The sequence below is a fragment of the Candidatus Cloacimonadota bacterium genome (assembly GCA_020532085.1).
Lineage (GTDB): Bacteria > Cloacimonadota > Cloacimonadia > Cloacimonadales > Cloacimonadaceae > Syntrophosphaera.
Genome location: JAJBAV010000043.1, coordinates 1 through 17,258 on the forward strand (window position 1 = coordinate 1; position 17,258 = coordinate 17,258).

The following is a 17,258-nucleotide window of genomic DNA, read 5'->3' on the forward strand; positions in this document are numbered from 1 at the left end:
CATCCGGCGCTTGAGCTCTTCTGCCGGCATCTTGTCACTTACTTGGATCTGTCTCATCTGTACCTCCAGTGAACTGAAACTGGAGATACAATAACCTATATTTGGAATTATGCAAGCGAAATGGTATTAGCTTTCGGGCTGGTATTGGCCTGCCAGAAAATTCCAGTAGCGGTGGGGTGGGAAAGGTCGCGTCAAGTTCGCCCTGTTAGCAAACCATAGCCAGAATGGTATACATACAAGCAAACAATTATGGATACTACGTGTCAGTATTCCTCGTCCAGCAGCCAATAGTCCGGATAATCCAGAATGTTCCGCACATTACCTTTAAATTCATTCAGCTGGTAGGTTAATGAATCCGGGTCCCATCCCCAGCGGCGATGAAAAAAGAGTTTTTCCCCAGTATCGCAGTTTTCACCACCACATCGTGATAACTATTACTGGAGGGTTCGAAGGTTATCTCGGAAGTGAATTCCTCCGGATCGCAGTGGCCATAGCCGTGAAAATGTGGGATCTTTAGCAAGAGCTTGGGAACTCCGTCAGCAACCGTGAACAGCCCGCAACTGTAATCATATGTGATCACTCCGAACTCACCCTCCCCAAACATCGAAATGGTATCGGATAAAGTAGTGGTGCAGTATGCTCCAAACCTTCCCAGATCGAGGTCATAGCCGGAGAGCAGCCAGCCCTGGTTCGTCCGGGTAAAAGCCGCCATTCCCAGGTTATGGCTGCCCGTGAAGATTTCTCCTCCCCATCTTGTGGGTAAGAAAGTCCACCCTCCTGCCTCAAAAGCGAGGAGCAATCTATCATACGGCAGATCGTAAGACTTCAGAAAGCGGATGGGGATGTGTCCTCCCAAGGCTTTGAACTCATTCCACGTGGCCTCGTCCAGATCATCCCAATCTGCTTGAGGATCACCAAACTGCTCACTCACCTTCCATTTCAGAAGATCAGGATCAGGGGTTAGTTTTGGGTCCAGCGCGGAACAACTGATGCGGGGATGGAAATTTCCGAACATTGCTTGCATGAGTTCCGCTGGTGATGGCCTGCTGTTTTCGATCAGAACATCATTACCCAGAGGGCCTTGAACCGCCCAAACCTGAAAAACTGTCCCAGTCAACAGAACAACCATTGCCAATACAATTTCGCACGGCCGCATTATCAACCTCCAGTCATTGTTCCAAGTGGATTGCGTCTAACTTGCTGTTATGCTTTTCCAAATTGGCTTGGGTATTGATATGGAACTGCCTTTATATCTCAGTCCATGTATTTCTGGATGGTGGCTTTGCGCAGTTGCTGCTCCATCCAGTCATCGAACCAGTTGGTGGGGAGGCTGGAGGCAAAGACGGCCTGGATCTGCGCTTCGTCTACTTTGAGTTTGGCATCCCGAGAGACAGAGATCACGCGGGGCATCCAGACGAGGTCGTCCATGAGGAAGGCCTCCTGGGGCTGGTTTTGCAGGTGGCGGCGAAGGATGCCATGGAAGATAATGGGAGTGTGTTTGCCGAGGGCCAGGGAGGTGGGGGAGAGGCCTTCAAAGTGGCGGACGGTGGCGTTGTCAGGGGTGGGATCCTGTCCGGAGATGATCCTCTGGGAGATCTGAAGGGCCAGCTGTTCGCGCTTGTCGCGGGAGAGTAACTCCCTGATGCCGGCTTCCACCAAGGCCAGGGGAAGGTGGACCTCCAGCGCCGCTTCGTTGAGCTCCACGATCACCCACTGGCGCGTGGTGGGAGAATAGACGGGATCGAAAACATGTCCGGCGGGTTGGCCAGGCAGCAGGAGGCGGATGGCGGCCACGATTTGGGCGTCTGGATACCAAAGGCTGTCGGGATGTGCCTTGTGCACTTTGGTGCGAGGCAGGGACATCTCTTCGCAGGCGGTGGCCAGGCCTTCCATACGGGCCAGTTTCACCGCCAGTTCGGCTTCGGGGCGCAGCACTTCGATGCTGGAGCCAGTGGGCTGGTAGGGCAGACAGAGCGAGTTGAAGCTGCACATGCTTTTGGTGCGTTTTTCCAGCTGGTGGAGCGAGGTGCCGCTGGCTGTGGGCAGAGGCAGGGCCCAGGCGCCTTCATCCAGGGCGCTCAACTGCGCATAAACCAAGGGGTCGAGGGAATCCACGTCAAGGAAGCCGGAGTTTTTGTAAACCAAGGTGGAGGCGAGGGGATGGCTGTCTTCCAAGAGCGCGGAGACGGGCGTTCCGGCGCTGAGTTCCTGGTAAAGGGAATCGGCGTAAAGGTTGGTAAGGCGGATGTCCGTGCGGGAAGGCAGAACCTCCAAAGTGGCATAGGACAGGCTGACAAAGGGTTCCAGACGGTAATCGGCCAGGTTTTGCTGATAGTGGGCGCGCACCTCTTCCGGGGCCACGTAGGGATCGATGTCCGCCAGTTCCAGCAGGGTGAATTCCACGTCCGCGTTGCTCTGGAGGATGCCGGTGATGAGTTTGCGCTCGCCTTTGTCCAGCAGTTCGTTGGCGATCAGCTCCCGCTTCAGCTTCATGATCGGCACCTTGGTATCCAGATAATCCTGGCGCAGGGGCGCGAGGTTTTGCGGCGAGTCGTAGAGCAGCGACTGGTTGTAGATCTTGGGGTCGAAAACGCCATCGGTCATGAAGAGTGGTGACCGCAGGATGTAAGAGGGGATGTTTCTTGACAGGGTGTCCACCACTTCTGAGGGGGTGGCGCTGATCTTGTATTTGGTGAACCACTGCCTCAGGATCACGCCCTTGGCGGCGTCCGTCCAGGTTTGCTGCTTGATCAGTTCGCGTTCTTCGCGCGAGGGGGCGCGGTTGTTCAGCACCTGAAAGTTGGTGTAGTGGCCGCGGTAGGAATCGTTGAAGGATTCAGCGGTGACGGGCTGGCCGTTGATGCGTCCGGCGAGCGTGCCCTGGTTGGCGCCGCAGCCGGCCAGCAGCAAAGCCAGCGCCAGCAGGATGGCGAAGAGGGGGGCGAGCTTGGTCATAATCTGTCCTGTAAGTCCTTTAATTTCTGCCAGGCCTCGATGGGGGAGAGTTTGTCGAGGTCGAGTTCCTTGATCTCAGCGATGATGGGGTCCAGTTCCGAGGCTTTTTCCGCCAGCACTTCAAAGAGTTCGATCTGGGGGCCGGAGCGTTTCAGTTTGCGGCGGATGGAGGCGGTGAGGCCTTGGGGCGAGATCTCGTGTTCCTCAAGGTTTTTGAGGATCTCGCGGGCTCGGCGGATCACGCGGTCCGGAATGCCGGCCAGGCGCGCCACTTGGATGCCATAGCTTTGGTCCGCGCCGCCGCGTTCGATCTTGCGCAGAAAGATCATCTGGTCGTTGTATTCCTTCACCAGCACATTGTAGTTGCGGATGTCCGGATAGATGTTTTCCAGCTCCGTGAGTTCGTGGTAGTGGGTGGCAAAGAGGGTGAGGCTGTGCTTGTATCTCTGGATGTATTCGATGATGGACCAGGCGAGGCTGAGGCCGTCGAAGGTGGAGGTGCCGCGGCCGATCTCGTCCAGCAGGATGAGTGAGGCGTCGGTGGCGGTGTGGAGGATGTTTGCCGTTTCGATCATTTCCACCAGGAAAGTGCTTTGGCCTTGGGCAAGGTTGTCGGAAGCGCCCACGCGGGTGAAGACGCGGTCGAAAATGGGCATGGAAAGCTGTTTGGCGGGTACGAAACTGCCGATCTGGGCCATGATGGCCAGCAGCCCCACCTGCCGCAGGTAGGTGGATTTTCCCGCCATGTTCGGCCCGGTGATGATGGCGATGGTGGTGTTGGGGTAATCTAGGAAAGTGTCGTTGGGAATGAAATCCTGGTCTTCGATGAGCTGTTCGATCACGGGATGGCGGCCGGCCTCGATGGTGAGGGTGCGCTCCTGCGTGAAGACGGGGCAGCAGTAGTTGTTTTGCCAGGCCAGCCAGGCGAGGTTGCTCTGCGCGTCCGAGAGGGCCAGGGTGGCGCTGAGGCCCTGCAGGGCTTCCAGGCTCGCGGCCACCTGTTGGCGGAAGTCTTTGTAGAGCTCATGTTCGAGGTTTTTGATCTTTTCCTCGGAACTGAGCACCTTGGCCTCAAATTCCTTCAGCCGGGGCGAGATGTAGCGCTCGGAATTCACCAGGGTCTGCTTCGGCACATAGTAATCCGGCACCTTGGCCTTATGGGCGGCGCCCACTTCCAGATAATAGCCGAACACACGGTTGTAACCCACCTTGAGGGTGCTGATGCCGGTTTTCTTGCGTTCGTCATCCTCAAGGCGGGCGATCCAGGATTTGCCGTCGTGGATCAGCTCCAGCAGTTCGTCCAGATCCTGGTTAAAACCCGGATTAAAGATGCCGCCTTCGGTGATGGTGAGGGGCGGCTGGGGGCGCAGGGCTTTGCCGATGGCGTCGGCGAGGGTGTCGAACCCTTCCAGGGCATCGGCCAAAGCGGTGATGAGGGGCTGGTTATAAGCCCGCAGACGCTCTTTCAGTTCGCCCAGCACCTGCAGGTAGGAGCGCAGGGCGATGAGTTCGCGGGGGTTGATGCGCAGAGCGCCAAGCTTGGAAACGAGGCGGGAAACGTCACCGATCTCGTGCAGGCTGGAGCGCACATCCTTCAGATAGGCGGTGTTGGTGAGGAATGCCTTGACCAGGTCCTGCCTCCTGATGATTTCGGCAGGATCAAGCAGCGGATGCAACAGCCAGCTCTGGATCAGGCGGGAGCCCATCGCGGTCTGCGTTTGGTCCAGCACCGCCAGCAGGCTGCCATGCCGTTCTCCGTAGCGGATGGAACGGATCAGCTCCAGGTTGCGGCGGCTGATCTCGTCCAACTGCATGAAGTTGCTCAGGGAATAGTAGCGCAGCGAACTGATGTGGGTGAGAGGAGTTTGCTGAAGCGACTGCACATAGGCGAGGGCGGCCCCGGCGGCGGTGGCCCCGGCGGTTTTGCCCTGGGCGTCGAAAGCCTCCAGGGAATGCACCTGAAAGTGTTTTTTCAGGATAGCGGCGGCTTCGGAAGGGCGGAACTGCCAACTGTCGAAGATGCTGAGGGTGTGGCCGTATTCCAGTTTAAGGCTTTTCAGGAAGGCCTCGGCAGCGCTGCCGTCCACGATGATCTCGCTGGGTTTGAGGCGCAAAAGCTCGTTCGCCAGCTCGTCCCCGCGCAGTTCCGTGAAGCTGAATTCGCCGGTGGAGAGGTCCAGGCTGGCCAGGCCGATTTTGCGGTTTTCGTCCTCATACCAGACGGCGGCCAGGAAGTTGTTCGCGCTGCCGGAGATGAGGGAATGGTCCAGCACAGTGCCTGGGGTGATGATCTCCACCACCGCGCGCTTCACCAGGCCCACGGCTTGTTTGGGGTCCTCTGTCTGTTCGCAGATAGCCACCTTGAGTCCGGCCTGGATGAGTTTGTCCAGATAGCTTTCCAGAGCGTGATAGGGGAAACCGGCCAGGGGCACGGGGTTGTCGCTGTTCTTGTCGCGCGAGGTGAGGGTGATGTTGAGGACGCGGGCGGCGGTGTGGGCATCCTCGAAAAAGGTCTCGTAAAAATCGCCCATGCGAAAGAGGATGAGCTTGTCCGGATGGGCTTGCTTCACCTCCTGAAACTGCCTCAGCATGGGGGTTAGCCTGGCATCCGGGGGAGAGGGCTGTTTCATCCGGAGTTCAGAAACGGGTGATAAAGCAATCGATGGAGTTGGCGCGCAGGAGCCTGGCCACGCAGTCCGCTTCGCTCTGAGAGGGGTAAGGTCCGCTCACCACCACCCAGGGCACGGTTTTGTTGCCCTTGTCCTCAAAATAGTTGGCTTTCACCTTCAGCGCACGCAACTCGGCGGTGCGGCTGCCGGCATTCTCCTCTTTGCCGAAGCGTCCCGCCTGAACGTGGATCCCGCTGGGTTTGGCCTCCAGCCTGGCCGGGGCGGTGGGGTCCACCTCCGCTTGGGCGGGCAGGGGCTCCAACACAGGTTCGGGCACCAGTTCCGGCAGCTCCAGTTCTGTGTAGGGATAGAGGAAGGAGAGATCGACCTGGCTGCCGTATCTGCCCTTCAGCTCGTGGAGGCGGTCCTCGATCTCGAAAGCGAGCTGGGATTTGCGGTTGAGTTCAAAAGCGGTCTTGTAGTTCAGGAAGGCTTCAGCGCAATTACCGTTCTGATGGTGGTTGCGCCCCAGCAGATAGTGGAAATACTGCTGGTTTTTGGGCAGTCCGGGCAGGGCGCGCAGTTTTTCCAGGCTGGAGATGGCGCTGAAAAACTTGTTCTGGTTTTGGTAGGCCCCGGCAATGATGTAGTGGCTGTCTTCGGCGAACCTGCCGTTGGGCGCGGCCCGCAGATAATTTTCCCCCTGGGCGATGGCGGCGGCGTGGTCATCGCGGTACTGGGCGCAGTAGGCCAGCCAGTAAAAGCGTTCCGGCAGTTCAGGGGAGGATATCTTTTTCAGCAGGGTTTCCGCCGCCGGGATCTCGCGCTCCAAAATGTGCAGCTTGGCCATCTCCAGCATGCTCTGCTGGCCGTAATGGGTGGAGGGATAGCGGTCCGCGGCCTGTTTCAGCAGGATCAGCGTGTCGTCCTTGCTTTGCTTGAGCATGGCGTTCAGATAGGTCTGCAGGGCGCGTTCCTCGTCGTTTTTGGCCACGTTTTTGTACAGCTGGCCGGGAAGCTCTTCCAGCTTTCCTTGCAGCCAGAGATCTTCCACGGTTTGAAACTCCCTGCGGAAATCCACCGCGAGGGCGGTCAGGGGCAGCAGCGCCAGCAGCAAGAGGGCGAGTATGAAACGCGGGTCACGGGGCATCGAGATGGGCCTTCGCTCAGTTGCTCATCGAATTCAGCAACTCGTCGTTGTTTTTGGTGGTCTGCATCCGCTTGCGCAGGGTTTCGATGCCCTGGATGGGGCTGATGGTTTTGAGGTATTTGCGCAGCACATACATCCGGTTCATCTCGTTTTGCGTGAGCAGCAGCTCTTCGCGGCGAGTGCCGCTCTTCACCAGGTCGATGGCGGGGTAGAGGCGCATGTCCGAAATGCTGCGGTCCAGCACCAGTTCCATGTTTCCGGTGCCCTTGAATTCCTCGAAGATCACCTGGTCCATCTTGGAGCCGGTGTCGATGAGGGCGGTGGCGATGATGGTGAGGGAGCCGGCTTCCTCGGTGTTGCGCGCGGCGCCGAAGAATTTCTTGGGCTTGATCAGGCCGTTGGCGTCGATACCGCCGGACAGCACTTTGCCGCTGGAGGGGGTGATGTTGTTGTAGGCCCTGGCCAGGCGCGTGATGCTGTCCAAAACTATCACCACGTCCTGATTCAGCTCGATCATCCGCTTTGCCTTTTCCAGCACCATTTCGCTTACGGCGGTGTGGTTTTTGGGCGATTCGTCGAAGGTGGAGCTGATCACTTCGCGGTTGCCGGGACGCAGGATCTTCTTCATCTCGGTAACCTCTTCGGGCCGCTCATCCACCAGCAGCACGATCAGGTAAACCTCCGGATGGTTGGTGAGGATGGCGTTGGCGGTATCCTGCAGCAGGGTGGTTTTTCCCGTTCTGGGAGCGGCCACGATCAAGCCGCGCTGGCCTTTGCCGATGGGGGTGAAGAGGTTGATGATGCGGGTGGAGTAGTTGTTGGTGTCAAATTCCAGGTTGAGGCGCTCGGTGGGGTAGTAGGGCGTGAGCTCGTCCCAGGTGCGAAGTTCCTGCATGGAAGTGGGAGCCATATAGTTCACGGCGTCCACGCGCAGCAGGGCGAAATACTTCTCACCTTCCTTGGGGGAACGCACCGGGCCGGAGATCATGTGGCCGTTTTTAAGGCCGAATCTGCGCACCTGGGTGAGGGAGACATAGACGTCATCGCGCCCGGGCAGGTAGTTGTTTTGCGGGAAACGAAGGAAGCCGAAGCCGTCGTCCATTATCTCCAGGCATCCGGTCACGAAGGCCAGGCCTTCCTGGGCCGCCTGAAACTCCAGCAGTTTGAAAACGAGGTCATTGCCCCGCATCTGGGTGTAGCCGGGGATCCCGTATTGTTTGGCCAGCTTGGTCAGCTGGGATTGTGGCAGTTCGAACAGGTTTTCTATTTCGGCCATTATTTTTTCTCCTTGGGTTTAACATTCTTTTTGGTTCCGCATAGCAGCAAACTGCTGGCGCCGGCGCAGCCCACCCTGTTTATACGTTCCACCAGCCGTTTTCCTTCATCCAAAAGGTCTTCGGCGCTCTCCAGGCTTTCCAGTCGCTTGAAGGTTTCCGTGCAGTTGTGCTTCAAGTGCGCGCAGTTCGAGGCTTCCTTGGGATTGTCCACTGGCAGGTAAAAATCCACCTGCTTCACCTGGTTCAGCTTCAGCTTGGCGAAGCTGGCCAGGATCTGCTCGCGGGTGAAGGTTTCCTGGTGGTTGATCCCAAAACGCCGGTCGATCGCGGCCAGCCAGTGGTGCATCAGGATATGCGTGATCTGCGGCTCGGTCTGCTCGCCGTCGCGGTACATCTCCACCAGCACCAGCCTGCCGCCGGGCTTCAACACCCGCAGCAACTCGGCAAACACCCGCTCCTGATGCTCCAGGTGGTGCAGGGAATTGGCCAGGGTCACCAGATCGAAGCTGGCATCCTCAAATTCGAGGGCTTCCAGATCCATCCGGTAGATCTCCACATCATTCTCCGGAAAGCGCTTCTGGGCATGATCGACACTCTTTTCAGACACATCGATCCCGATGATCTGAACGTAGGATTTCAGATTCTGCTTCAGGATGGTGATGAAATCGCCCCTTCCGGTGGCGGCGTCCAAAACGTTGGGGGCCTCGATCTGCTTCAAAAGGCCAAACGCGTCTTTCATAAGGATGATCCTCACTTGCTTTGTGATGGGGATGATGAGTTACCTGAATACCAGGCTGACTGCTGTTCCGGGCAACGTTAAACAGAACGTGCCTATTCTTTTTGACCCGCCCTTTTTAGTCAAGCTATTTTAATGTTTAACCACCTGATCAGCGGGAGGCATCTTGCTTGCGGATATGAAAACAACCAACACAGGGCGATGTGTTGAAATAGAGATTATCAAATGACCCTCTGCATTTCCCGCTTGGCGATCGTGAACAACACCGAGGAATCCAGCTTTCCGCGCATTACAGGATGGGGTTCGATCCGATAATCAACCTCCCTGCGGGCGCGCATTAGTTTCATGCGGTCTTCAATTACGTTATCAGTGAAATCCGGAGAGACCACCAGAAGGTCAATATCGCTATCCTGATCTGCCTTGCCCCTGCTGTATGACCCAAACAGGTAGATGGCATCAATCAGCATTGATTCCCTTAAGACATCGTAGTAGCGTTTGATCAGGTCGATCATTTCATATTTATCAAGGACAGCAGCCATTGATGTAAACTCCTGATGGTATTAATGTACTTTTCAGTAAATTCTTTGGTGCATTGGTGTTGGAAGCTAAGTTTATAATCAGGATATCTGGTGTTTAGGTTGAAGCTGCTGATGACATCCATGGATTCAACCTTAGCCTGAGGTACTTCGAGCCGAGCAAGAATGGCAAGCCGGACAAGGTCATGGATTCTTGGTACCTCCAAACCGACATTCTGGGTGTAAACAGCTTTGAGTGTTTTCTCCAGTACCAATTGTCCCAGAAAAAGCGCCCATGGATATTCCTCCATTTTATAGAGCTTTTCCATGGTCTCCATGTCTCTTCCGGCAGATTCGAGCCAGTAGTGAATCAATTCTCTTGGTTCCATGAACCTATAAAATCCATCCTGCCGATTCCAGTCAAGTAAAACCTATTGTTGTCGGTGTTTGCGTTGTTGTACCTGCCCTGTCTCCATTTCCTCTCCGAATAGCCTCTTGCCCGCCTCCCGTTAACTTCCCGCCTCTCAGGCGGGAACTCAGCGGGAGGCGAAGGAGAGGCGGATGGGAGAGGGCTAAGGGCGGGGTGGCCGGGGAATATCTGTAAGAAGGTCTTAACATGCTGAAAAATAGAAGGATATACATTAATACATAAAGTGATGCATTAAGTCGCTGAAGCTGGCCGCGGCCAATGTACTTGACACGGAAGCGCCGCGCAAAAATCATCCTCCCCGAATCGAATTATCTACACAAGGTGTGAATATGATCAAGGTCCAGTCATTGGTAAAGGAATTCCCGAAGAAGGACGGAACCAGCTTCCGGGCCGTGGATGAGGTGAGTTTTGAGGCCGCCCACGGTGAGATCGTCTGCCTGCTGGGGGTGAACGGGGCGGGCAAAACCACCACGATGCGCATCCTCTCCACCATCTTCCAGCCCCAGAGCGGAACCGCTCAGATCGAGGGTTACGACGTGCTCACCCAGGGCGACATGGTGCGCCGCAACCTGGGTTTTCTCTCCGGCGACACCGGCCTGTACATGCGCCTCACTCCGCGGGAGTTCGTCACCTATTTCGGCCGCCTCTACGGAGTTGGGGACGACGCCATCAAAGCCCGTCTGAATGAGATGGCGGGGATCCTGGACATGCACGATTTCCTGGACAAGAAGATGGAATTCCTCTCCAGCGGCATGAAGCAAAAGGTTTCCATCGTGCGCTCCATCATCCACGATCCGCCGGTGATGATTTTTGACGAACCGACCTCAGGCCTGGACATCCTCACCGCGCGCAACATCATCTCCTTCATCCGCAGCTGCAAGGAACGCGGCAAATGCGTGCTGTTTTCCACCCACATCATGCGCGAGGCGGAGCGCCTGGCCGACCGCATCGTGATGATCCACCAAGGCCGCGTGCTGGCGCAGGGAACCCTGGAGCAGATGCGCGCGGAAAGCGGACTCAGCGATCTGGATGACATCTTTGTTTACTATGTGAATCAGGCCGGAACCGGCACGGAGGTGGCTGCCCATGAATTTTAAGAAAGCCCTGGTCATTTTTCGCAAAGAGATCCTGGAGATCCTGCGGGACAAGCGCACCCTCTTTGCCACCATCGTTTTGCCGGTGGTGCTGTATCCTCTCTTGTTCATCGGCTTCAGCGCCATCATGAGCCGTCAGAACGAGGTTTTGGAAAAGCGCGGAGCAACCATCGCCCTGCTGGACAGCCTTTCCGTCCAGAACCAGGACGCCCGGCAGGCTTACGACCTAATCCTCAGCGGCTTGAAAAACACACCCTATCTCACCACTTTGGAATCACCGCCGGAACTGGAGCGCCTTTACGCGGAAAAGGAGATCAAGGCTGTGGTGAGCGTTTCCGATTCGCTTTCACCCTCCGGACTGCAGACCTTTAAGGTTGGGGTCAGATACGACGCTTCCGGCGATGAAGGCCAGCTGCTTTTCGGCAAGCTGGAAAAATCCCTGATGCAGACGGCGCAGGCCCTGATCGCCAAACGCCTGGATGCCCTCAACGTGGAGCAGGGGTACATCGAGCCCCTGCTGATAGACCAGATCGACACCTCCACCACCGCCAAAAAGATGGGCAGCGTGCTGGGCATGATCTTGCCCTACATCGTGATCTTGATGCTGGTGACCGGCGCTTCGGTGGTGGCGGCGGACCTGGTGGCGGGGGAAAAGGAACGCCGGACCTTGGAGACCCTGCTGGTATCGTCGGCCTCGCGGGGCGAGATCGTTCTGGGCAAATACCTCACCATCTTCACCATGGCCATGCTCAACGTGGTGATCAACCTCATCAGTATCAGCCTGTCTGTGCGCTATCTGTTCAGTCAGTTCGAAACCGGATCCCAAAGCCTGCAACTTCCGGTGAGTTCCTTTTTGATCCTGCTGCTGGCGATGGTGCCCCTTGCCACTCTGTTCTCCGCTTTGCTGCTGTCCATCTCCACTTTTTCCCGCAACATGAAGGAAGCCCGCACCTACGAACAGCCGATCATGATCGCTTCCATGCTGATGGGGATGGTAAGCTTCATCCCTTCCGTCGAGATCAGCAACCTGCTGGCGATGGTGCCGGTGATCAACATTGCCCTGCTGTTCAAGGCTGTTCTGATCGGCGAATGGCAGCTTTCTCACCTCCTGATCACGGTGGGAACCACCCTGATCCTGGATGTTTTCGCCATTTGGGTAACCGTGCGCCTCTTCCATTCCGAGGCGGTGCTGTTCCGCACCGAGGACGACAGCGGCGGCATCAAGACAGTGCGGACGAACAAACGCGGCTTCTTCAACCCTCTCAACGGCCTGATCTACTATTCGCTGGCCCTGGCGGCTTTGTATTACCTTGGCTCCAAGTGGCAAATGCAGGATCTGGTGAAGGGATTGGTGCAAACCCAGGTGTTTGTGATCGTGCTGCCGGTGCTACTGGTGCTGAGGTTCGTCAAACTCAAGGGCGCGGAGGCCAGGCAGCTGCTGCGGCTGAAGGCGCCGAAGCTGAAAGAGGTGGCCCTGGTGCCCTTCATCGCCATATCCGCGGCGATCGTGGTGGCCATCATCGGCCAGCTGATCAACCAGATCTTCCCCTTCCCGCCGGATTACCTTGAAAACCTATCCAAGCTGTTCCAGCTGGATCTGCCGCTCTGGCAGATGTTCCTGGTGATAGCGGTGCTTCCCGGGATCTGCGAGGAACTGCTCTTCCGCGGATTCCTGCTGCGCTTTTTCGAGGGCAAAAAGTTCTGGTATCCCGTTCTGGCCAGCGCCGCGCTCTTTGCCGTTTTCCATCTGGATCCTTTCCGGCTGCTGCCCACCTTCCTGCTGGGAACTCTGCTGGGCTGGCTTACCCTGCGCTCCGGCAGCATCTACAATTCCATGCTTTCCCACGCCCTGAACAACGGCCTAGCCCTTTTCATCGTCACCTTCGCGGCCAAGCCCTGGCTGAAGGGATTGCTGGCTGATTCCGAGAATCTGCAATACTGGGTGGTGATACCGGCCATCCTGGTCCTGGCGGCCTCGTTGTGGGCTTTTCACAAGATCACTGCTGACAGGGAGGTTTTCTGATGTGCGGAATAGTGGGATACATCGGCAATCGCAACGCCCTGCCCATTGTGGTGGAAGCGCTCAAACGCCTGGAATACCGGGGTTATGACAGCTCCGGATGCGCCTTGATCCATTGCGGCGAGCTCCAGGTTTACAAAAAAGAGGGCAAGATCATCGAACTGGAGCGGGCTTTGCCGGAGCCGAACCTCTGCTCAGGAACCGCAGCCATCGCCCACACCCGCTGGGCCACGCATGGCGAGGCCACGGAACTGAACGCCCATCCCCAGGTGGATTGCACGGGAAAACTGGCTTTGGTGCACAACGGCATCATCGAGAACTACAAACTCCTCAAAGAACAGCTTATCGAACTGGGGCACAGCTTCCGCAGCGATACCGATACCGAGGTTTTGGCCCATCTGATCGAGCAGTACAAGGGAACGGGCCTGCCGCTGGTGGATGCCGTGCGTGAAGCACTGAGGCGCGTGGAAGGAACTTATGGCCTGGTGGTGCTGCATCAGGACGAACCGGACCAACTGGTGGCAGTGCGCAAAGGCTCGCCGCTGGTGATCGGGATCGGCGACCACGAACATTTTCTTGCCAGCGACGTCCACGCCATCATGATCCACACCAAAAGGGTGATCTATCTGGAGGATGACGAGATCTGCGAGGTCCGCCGCGATAATTTCGAGATCACGAACACCCACCGGGAAACTGTGCATCCCAGGATATCAGTGGTTGATTGGGACATCTCCGCCATCGAAAAGGGCGATTACAAGCATTTCATGCTCAAGGAGATCTTTGAGCAACCGACCACTGTGGGCAACGCCTTCCGGGGCCGGATCGACGACAGGAACGGAGTCGCCAGGCTGGGCGGGCTGAACCTTTCACCGCTGGAACTCAGCCAGGTGCGCCAGATCCACCTGATCGCCTGCGGAACCTCCTTTCACGCCGCCCTCATTGGCAAATACATGATCGAGGACATGGCCCGCATCCCCGTGCACGCGGAGTACGCCTCCGAATACCATTACCGCAATCCCGTGGTGCCGGAAGGCACGCTGGTCTTCGTGATCAGCCAGTCCGGCGAGACGGCGGACACCCTGGCCGCCCTGCGCGAAGCCAAATCCAAGGGCGCGAGGGTGCTCGGCATCACCAACGTGGTGGGCAGCACGATCGCCCGCGAAAGCGATGGCGGTTCCTATATCCATGCCGGTTCCGAGATCGGGGTGGCCTCCACCAAGGCTTTCACTTCGCAGGTGACCATCCTTTTCCTGCTGGCTGTGCTGCTGGGACGCCAGCGCACCTTTTCCACCGCGAGCGGGTTGCAATACATCGCCGAATTGGAGCAAATCCCCGCCAAGATCGAGCGCATCCTTAAGCAAAACGACCGCTTGCGTGAGATCGCGGCCAGCATCATGGACTGCCCGAACGCGCTTTATCTGGGCCGGGGAATAAACTATCCCGTGGGGCTGGAAGGCGCGCTGAAACTGAAAGAGATCTCCTACATCCACGCCGAGGGCTATCCCGCCGCGGAGATGAAACACGGTCCCATCGCCCTCATCGACGAGGCCATGCCCGTGATCGCCATCGCCACCCGGGACCCCCTCTACCAAAAGATCCAAGCCAATCTCCAGGAAGTCCGGTCCCGCAAAGCCCGCCTCATCACCATCGCCACCGAGGGCGACAGCGACTTGCAAAGCCTCTCCGAACACGTGATCCACATCCCGGACACCCTCCCCAACCTGCAGCCGCTGCTTTCCGTGATCCCGCTGCAGCTGCTGGCCTACCACGTGGCCGACCTCAAAGGCTTCAACGTGGACCAGCCGCGCAACCTGGCCAAAAGCGTGACGGTGGAATAGGCGGCGCTAATAACGGAGGATTCACCCGCCAGTCCCAATACGTCATTCCGGGCGATAGCGCTTCAGCGACTCAGCCCCGGAACCCATTTTCCACTTCGTCCTTGATTACAATCCCCGCTTGGGAGGCATGTGGAAATAGCGGCGGGGTGCTTTATTTCCCGTAGTGGCTTTAACTGAAGGGTCGCTATCCTCGGCAGTCCAACCCCAGTGGTGGTGTTCAGATTGGCCTGCCCAGCAGCCGGACTGTGGGGCTAATCTTACTTCGCAGCTTCCTTGCCCGGCAAGCCAGAGACTTGTTTACTCACTTGGCCAGTATCGCCTTGCGGGTGACGGATGTTTCCCCGTACCGTAAGCTGCTGAGATAAATTCCGCTGGCAAGAACCCTGCCGTGGTCGTCTCTGCCATCCCAAACCAATTTGTGTTTTCCTTTCGCGAAACAACCAGTGCAAAGCTCTCGCACCAGCTGACCTTTCAGGTTGTAGATCTTCAGGCTGACCGGGCTTGATTCCGGAAGCTCAAACTCAAAACAGGTATGGGGATTGAACGGATTGGGATAAACAGCCAGTTGCGGCAGCAGGTTGGGTGTTTGAAGCGGATCGTTGGCTTCCACTTGCGTCAGGTTGTGGAAACTCAGGCCATATACGGGATTGCAGGCGTAGAGCGTGTTGCCGATCACCTGCAATTCGCAAGCTGAGAGGCTCCAGTCATAGCGTTTGATCAGTTGGGGCCGCAGGGGATTGGCCAAATCATAGATTTGGATCTCGTTCCAGTTGGAATCGGCCGCATAGAGGAAACCATCAAAGATCCTCACGAGGTCCACATTCCCGTTGTAACGAGTTGGCAGATTACCCACTATCCGAGGGTTGGAGGGATAGCTGACATCCACGATCTGAACCCCGGCGAAATTGTCGGCAATGTAGGCCACATTGCCCAGAACGGTCACTCCGGCAGCCAGGCCGGGTGTTGTGCATTCCCCTAATAAAAAGGGTGCCTGGGGATTGGAGACATCTATCAACCACAGGCCGGAGCCTTGCGCGTAATCACTTGAAGCCCAATAGGAAATGTAAGCCACGTTGTTTGAGACCCACACATCGTGATTTTGAAAGCCCAGGCCATAATACGCTGATAAGATGGGATTTTGCGGATCGGATGCGTCGATGATGTGGAGGCCGCTGGAGTGGTCGAAATAGGCAGTGTTACCGACCACGAAAATGGATTTATTCGCCCAGATCCCCCAGGGCGATTCGAAGTCCCCCAGCAGGACCGGATTCGCGGGATCGGCGATATCGACCAGCCACAGGCAACTTTTGAAGACGTCAAAGTCATATTCCCTCCAGCCCGCAACGTAGGCCAGGTCACCGGAGATAACAACCTTCTCAGCTTCGAAAAGGGGACCGAGATTGACATGGCCCAGCCAGACCGGGTTTTGCAGGTCCGACAGGTCGTAGAACTCCAGGTCGTACGAATTCGCCGACACGCAGGCAAGATTTCCGGAAAGGGCGAAGTCGTACATCAGGGATTCTGGATGGATCTGGCTGATCAGCGCCGGATTGGCCGGGCTGCTCACGTCCAGGATCTGAACCCCGCGTTCCGCATCCGTCAGATATGCAATTCCGTCCCTGACCTCTATGATCCCAACGTTTCCGGGAGTGTCGTAGGAACTGATCAGCGCCGGATTAACCGGGTCTGTCACGTCGATCAGTTGTACCCCGGCATAGCCTTCTGACACGTAGGCCACATTATCCAGCACAACAATCCGTAAGGCACTCCAGTATGTGTGAAAGTTTCCCAGTAAAACTGGGTTTTGGGGATTGGCGACATCAATGATCTGCACGCCGAAGTACCCGTCAGCCATGTAGACAGTGTTGCCCACGATAGCGATTCCATTGGCCCAACCAGGTGTGTCGCAACTTCCAACCCAATAGGGATTCTGGGGATCGGCGACGTTCAGGATCTGCAGTCCTGCCGCTGCCAGATAGGCGTAGTTTCCAGCCACAGCCACATCGTTCACTAGGAAATCCCCTTGGTGTTGGCAGACCTGAACTGGATTGGTGGGGTCGGATACATCGACGATGAACAGCCCTTCAGTGCAGCCGGCCTGATACACATAGTCGCCCTGCAGTGCCAGCTTCCCCCCATGCCCAGCGAGATTGCCCAGGGAAACCGGATCGAGGGGATCGCTGATGTCCAGGATTTCCAAACCCTGTGAGGTTGTGATCGCGCCGCTGATGTAGGCGCGGTTTCCGGATACGTAAACGTGTCCACTGTATCCGGCAAAGAAGCTGGAGACCTGTGTTGGGGCAGCCGGATCGCTGATGTCCAAAATCTTGACGCCTGTCTGGTATGTTTTGGTAACATAGGCGTAGTGGCCGTGCAAGGCCAGGCTGCTTACCCCCGATGGCTCTGCGTGATTCCCCAGTTTGTGGATCACACCACCCAGCGAGATGGCCATAAGAACCAAGGTTTCGATCAAGATTATCTTTTTCAATTCATCCGCCTTCATAATTTATAGAGTCCCAAATGTTGGTGTAAATTCCAACTCATTGTTTCTCAGGTTGTTTGAGGGCATCTGATATCCCTCGTTACTCACAATCTATGTAAGGCCAAGCGACCAATTGCATTGTTTTCATCTTG

General features: G+C 56.7%; 12 protein-coding genes. 3 read left to right on the top strand and 9 right to left on the bottom strand.

Features of this window, described 5'->3' with window-relative positions; translation table 11 throughout:
- Positions 1-346: 346 nt before the first annotated feature.
- The 8 genes from LHW45_09730 to LHW45_09765 form a co-directional block, all read right to left on the bottom strand.
- The gene (locus LHW45_09730) at positions 347-1,156 is read right to left on the bottom strand and encodes a hypothetical protein (protein ID MCB5285850.1); all 810 of its coding nucleotides are present in this window, start codon (positions 1,154-1,156) and stop codon (positions 347-349) included.
- Between the two features lie 98 nt (positions 1,157-1,254).
- Entirely contained in the window at positions 1,255-2,955 is a 1,701-nt protein-coding gene (locus LHW45_09735; GenBank protein ID MCB5285851.1) for a SurA N-terminal domain-containing protein, read from the bottom strand.
- Positions 2,952-5,585, bottom strand: a complete 2,634-nt coding sequence (gene mutS / locus LHW45_09740; GenBank protein ID MCB5285852.1) for a DNA mismatch repair protein MutS — start codon at positions 5,583-5,585, stop codon at positions 2,952-2,954. The genes LHW45_09735 and mutS overlap by 4 nt, the downstream gene beginning before the upstream one ends.
- Positions 5,586-5,592: 7 nt before the next feature.
- Complete coding sequence (locus LHW45_09745) at positions 5,593-6,714, bottom strand: SPOR domain-containing protein (GenBank protein MCB5285853.1); 1,122 nt, start codon at positions 6,712-6,714, stop codon at positions 5,593-5,595.
- 16 nt (positions 6,715-6,730) lie between these two features.
- The gene (gene rho / locus LHW45_09750; protein ID MCB5285854.1) at positions 6,731-7,990 is read right to left on the bottom strand and encodes a transcription termination factor Rho; all 1,260 of its coding nucleotides are present in this window, start codon (positions 7,988-7,990) and stop codon (positions 6,731-6,733) included.
- Positions 7,990-8,730: a class I SAM-dependent methyltransferase gene (locus tag LHW45_09755; protein MCB5285855.1), complete on the bottom strand. Its 741-nt coding sequence runs from the start codon at positions 8,728-8,730 to the stop codon at positions 7,990-7,992. Before LHW45_09755 ends, rho begins: the two co-directional genes overlap by 1 nt.
- A gap of 218 nt (positions 8,731-8,948) precedes the next feature.
- Positions 8,949-9,266 carry a nucleotidyltransferase domain-containing protein gene (locus LHW45_09760; GenBank protein MCB5285856.1) on the bottom strand — a complete coding sequence of 106 codons (318 nt, stop codon included), beginning with the start codon at positions 9,264-9,266 and terminating at the stop codon, positions 8,949-8,951.
- Entirely contained in the window at positions 9,236-9,631 is a 396-nt protein-coding gene (locus LHW45_09765; GenBank protein ID MCB5285857.1) for a HEPN domain-containing protein, read from the bottom strand. The genes LHW45_09760 and LHW45_09765 overlap by 31 nt, the downstream gene beginning before the upstream one ends.
- Positions 9,632-10,001: 370 nt before the next feature.
- Between LHW45_09765 and LHW45_09770 the strand changes: the two genes are divergently transcribed.
- From LHW45_09770 to glmS, 3 genes are read left to right on the top strand one after another with little or no spacing between them, the layout of a single operon-like run.
- On the top strand, positions 10,002-10,769 hold the full coding sequence (locus tag LHW45_09770) for an ATP-binding cassette domain-containing protein (protein MCB5285858.1): 768 nt from the start codon (positions 10,002-10,004) through the stop codon (positions 10,767-10,769).
- Positions 10,759-12,789: an ABC transporter permease subunit gene (locus LHW45_09775; GenBank protein ID MCB5285859.1), complete on the top strand. Its 2,031-nt coding sequence runs from the start codon at positions 10,759-10,761 to the stop codon at positions 12,787-12,789. The genes LHW45_09770 and LHW45_09775 overlap by 11 nt, the downstream gene beginning before the upstream one ends.
- Positions 12,789-14,624, top strand: a complete 1,836-nt coding sequence (glmS, locus tag LHW45_09780; GenBank protein MCB5285860.1) for a glutamine--fructose-6-phosphate transaminase (isomerizing) — start codon at positions 12,789-12,791, stop codon at positions 14,622-14,624. The genes LHW45_09775 and glmS overlap by 1 nt, the downstream gene beginning before the upstream one ends.
- Positions 14,625-14,925: 301 nt before the next feature.
- Here the strand turns inward: glmS and LHW45_09785 are convergent, their stop codons facing one another.
- Positions 14,926-17,112, bottom strand: a complete 2,187-nt coding sequence (locus LHW45_09785; GenBank protein MCB5285861.1) for a T9SS type A sorting domain-containing protein — start codon at positions 17,110-17,112, stop codon at positions 14,926-14,928.
- Positions 17,113-17,258 lie beyond the last annotated feature (146 nt).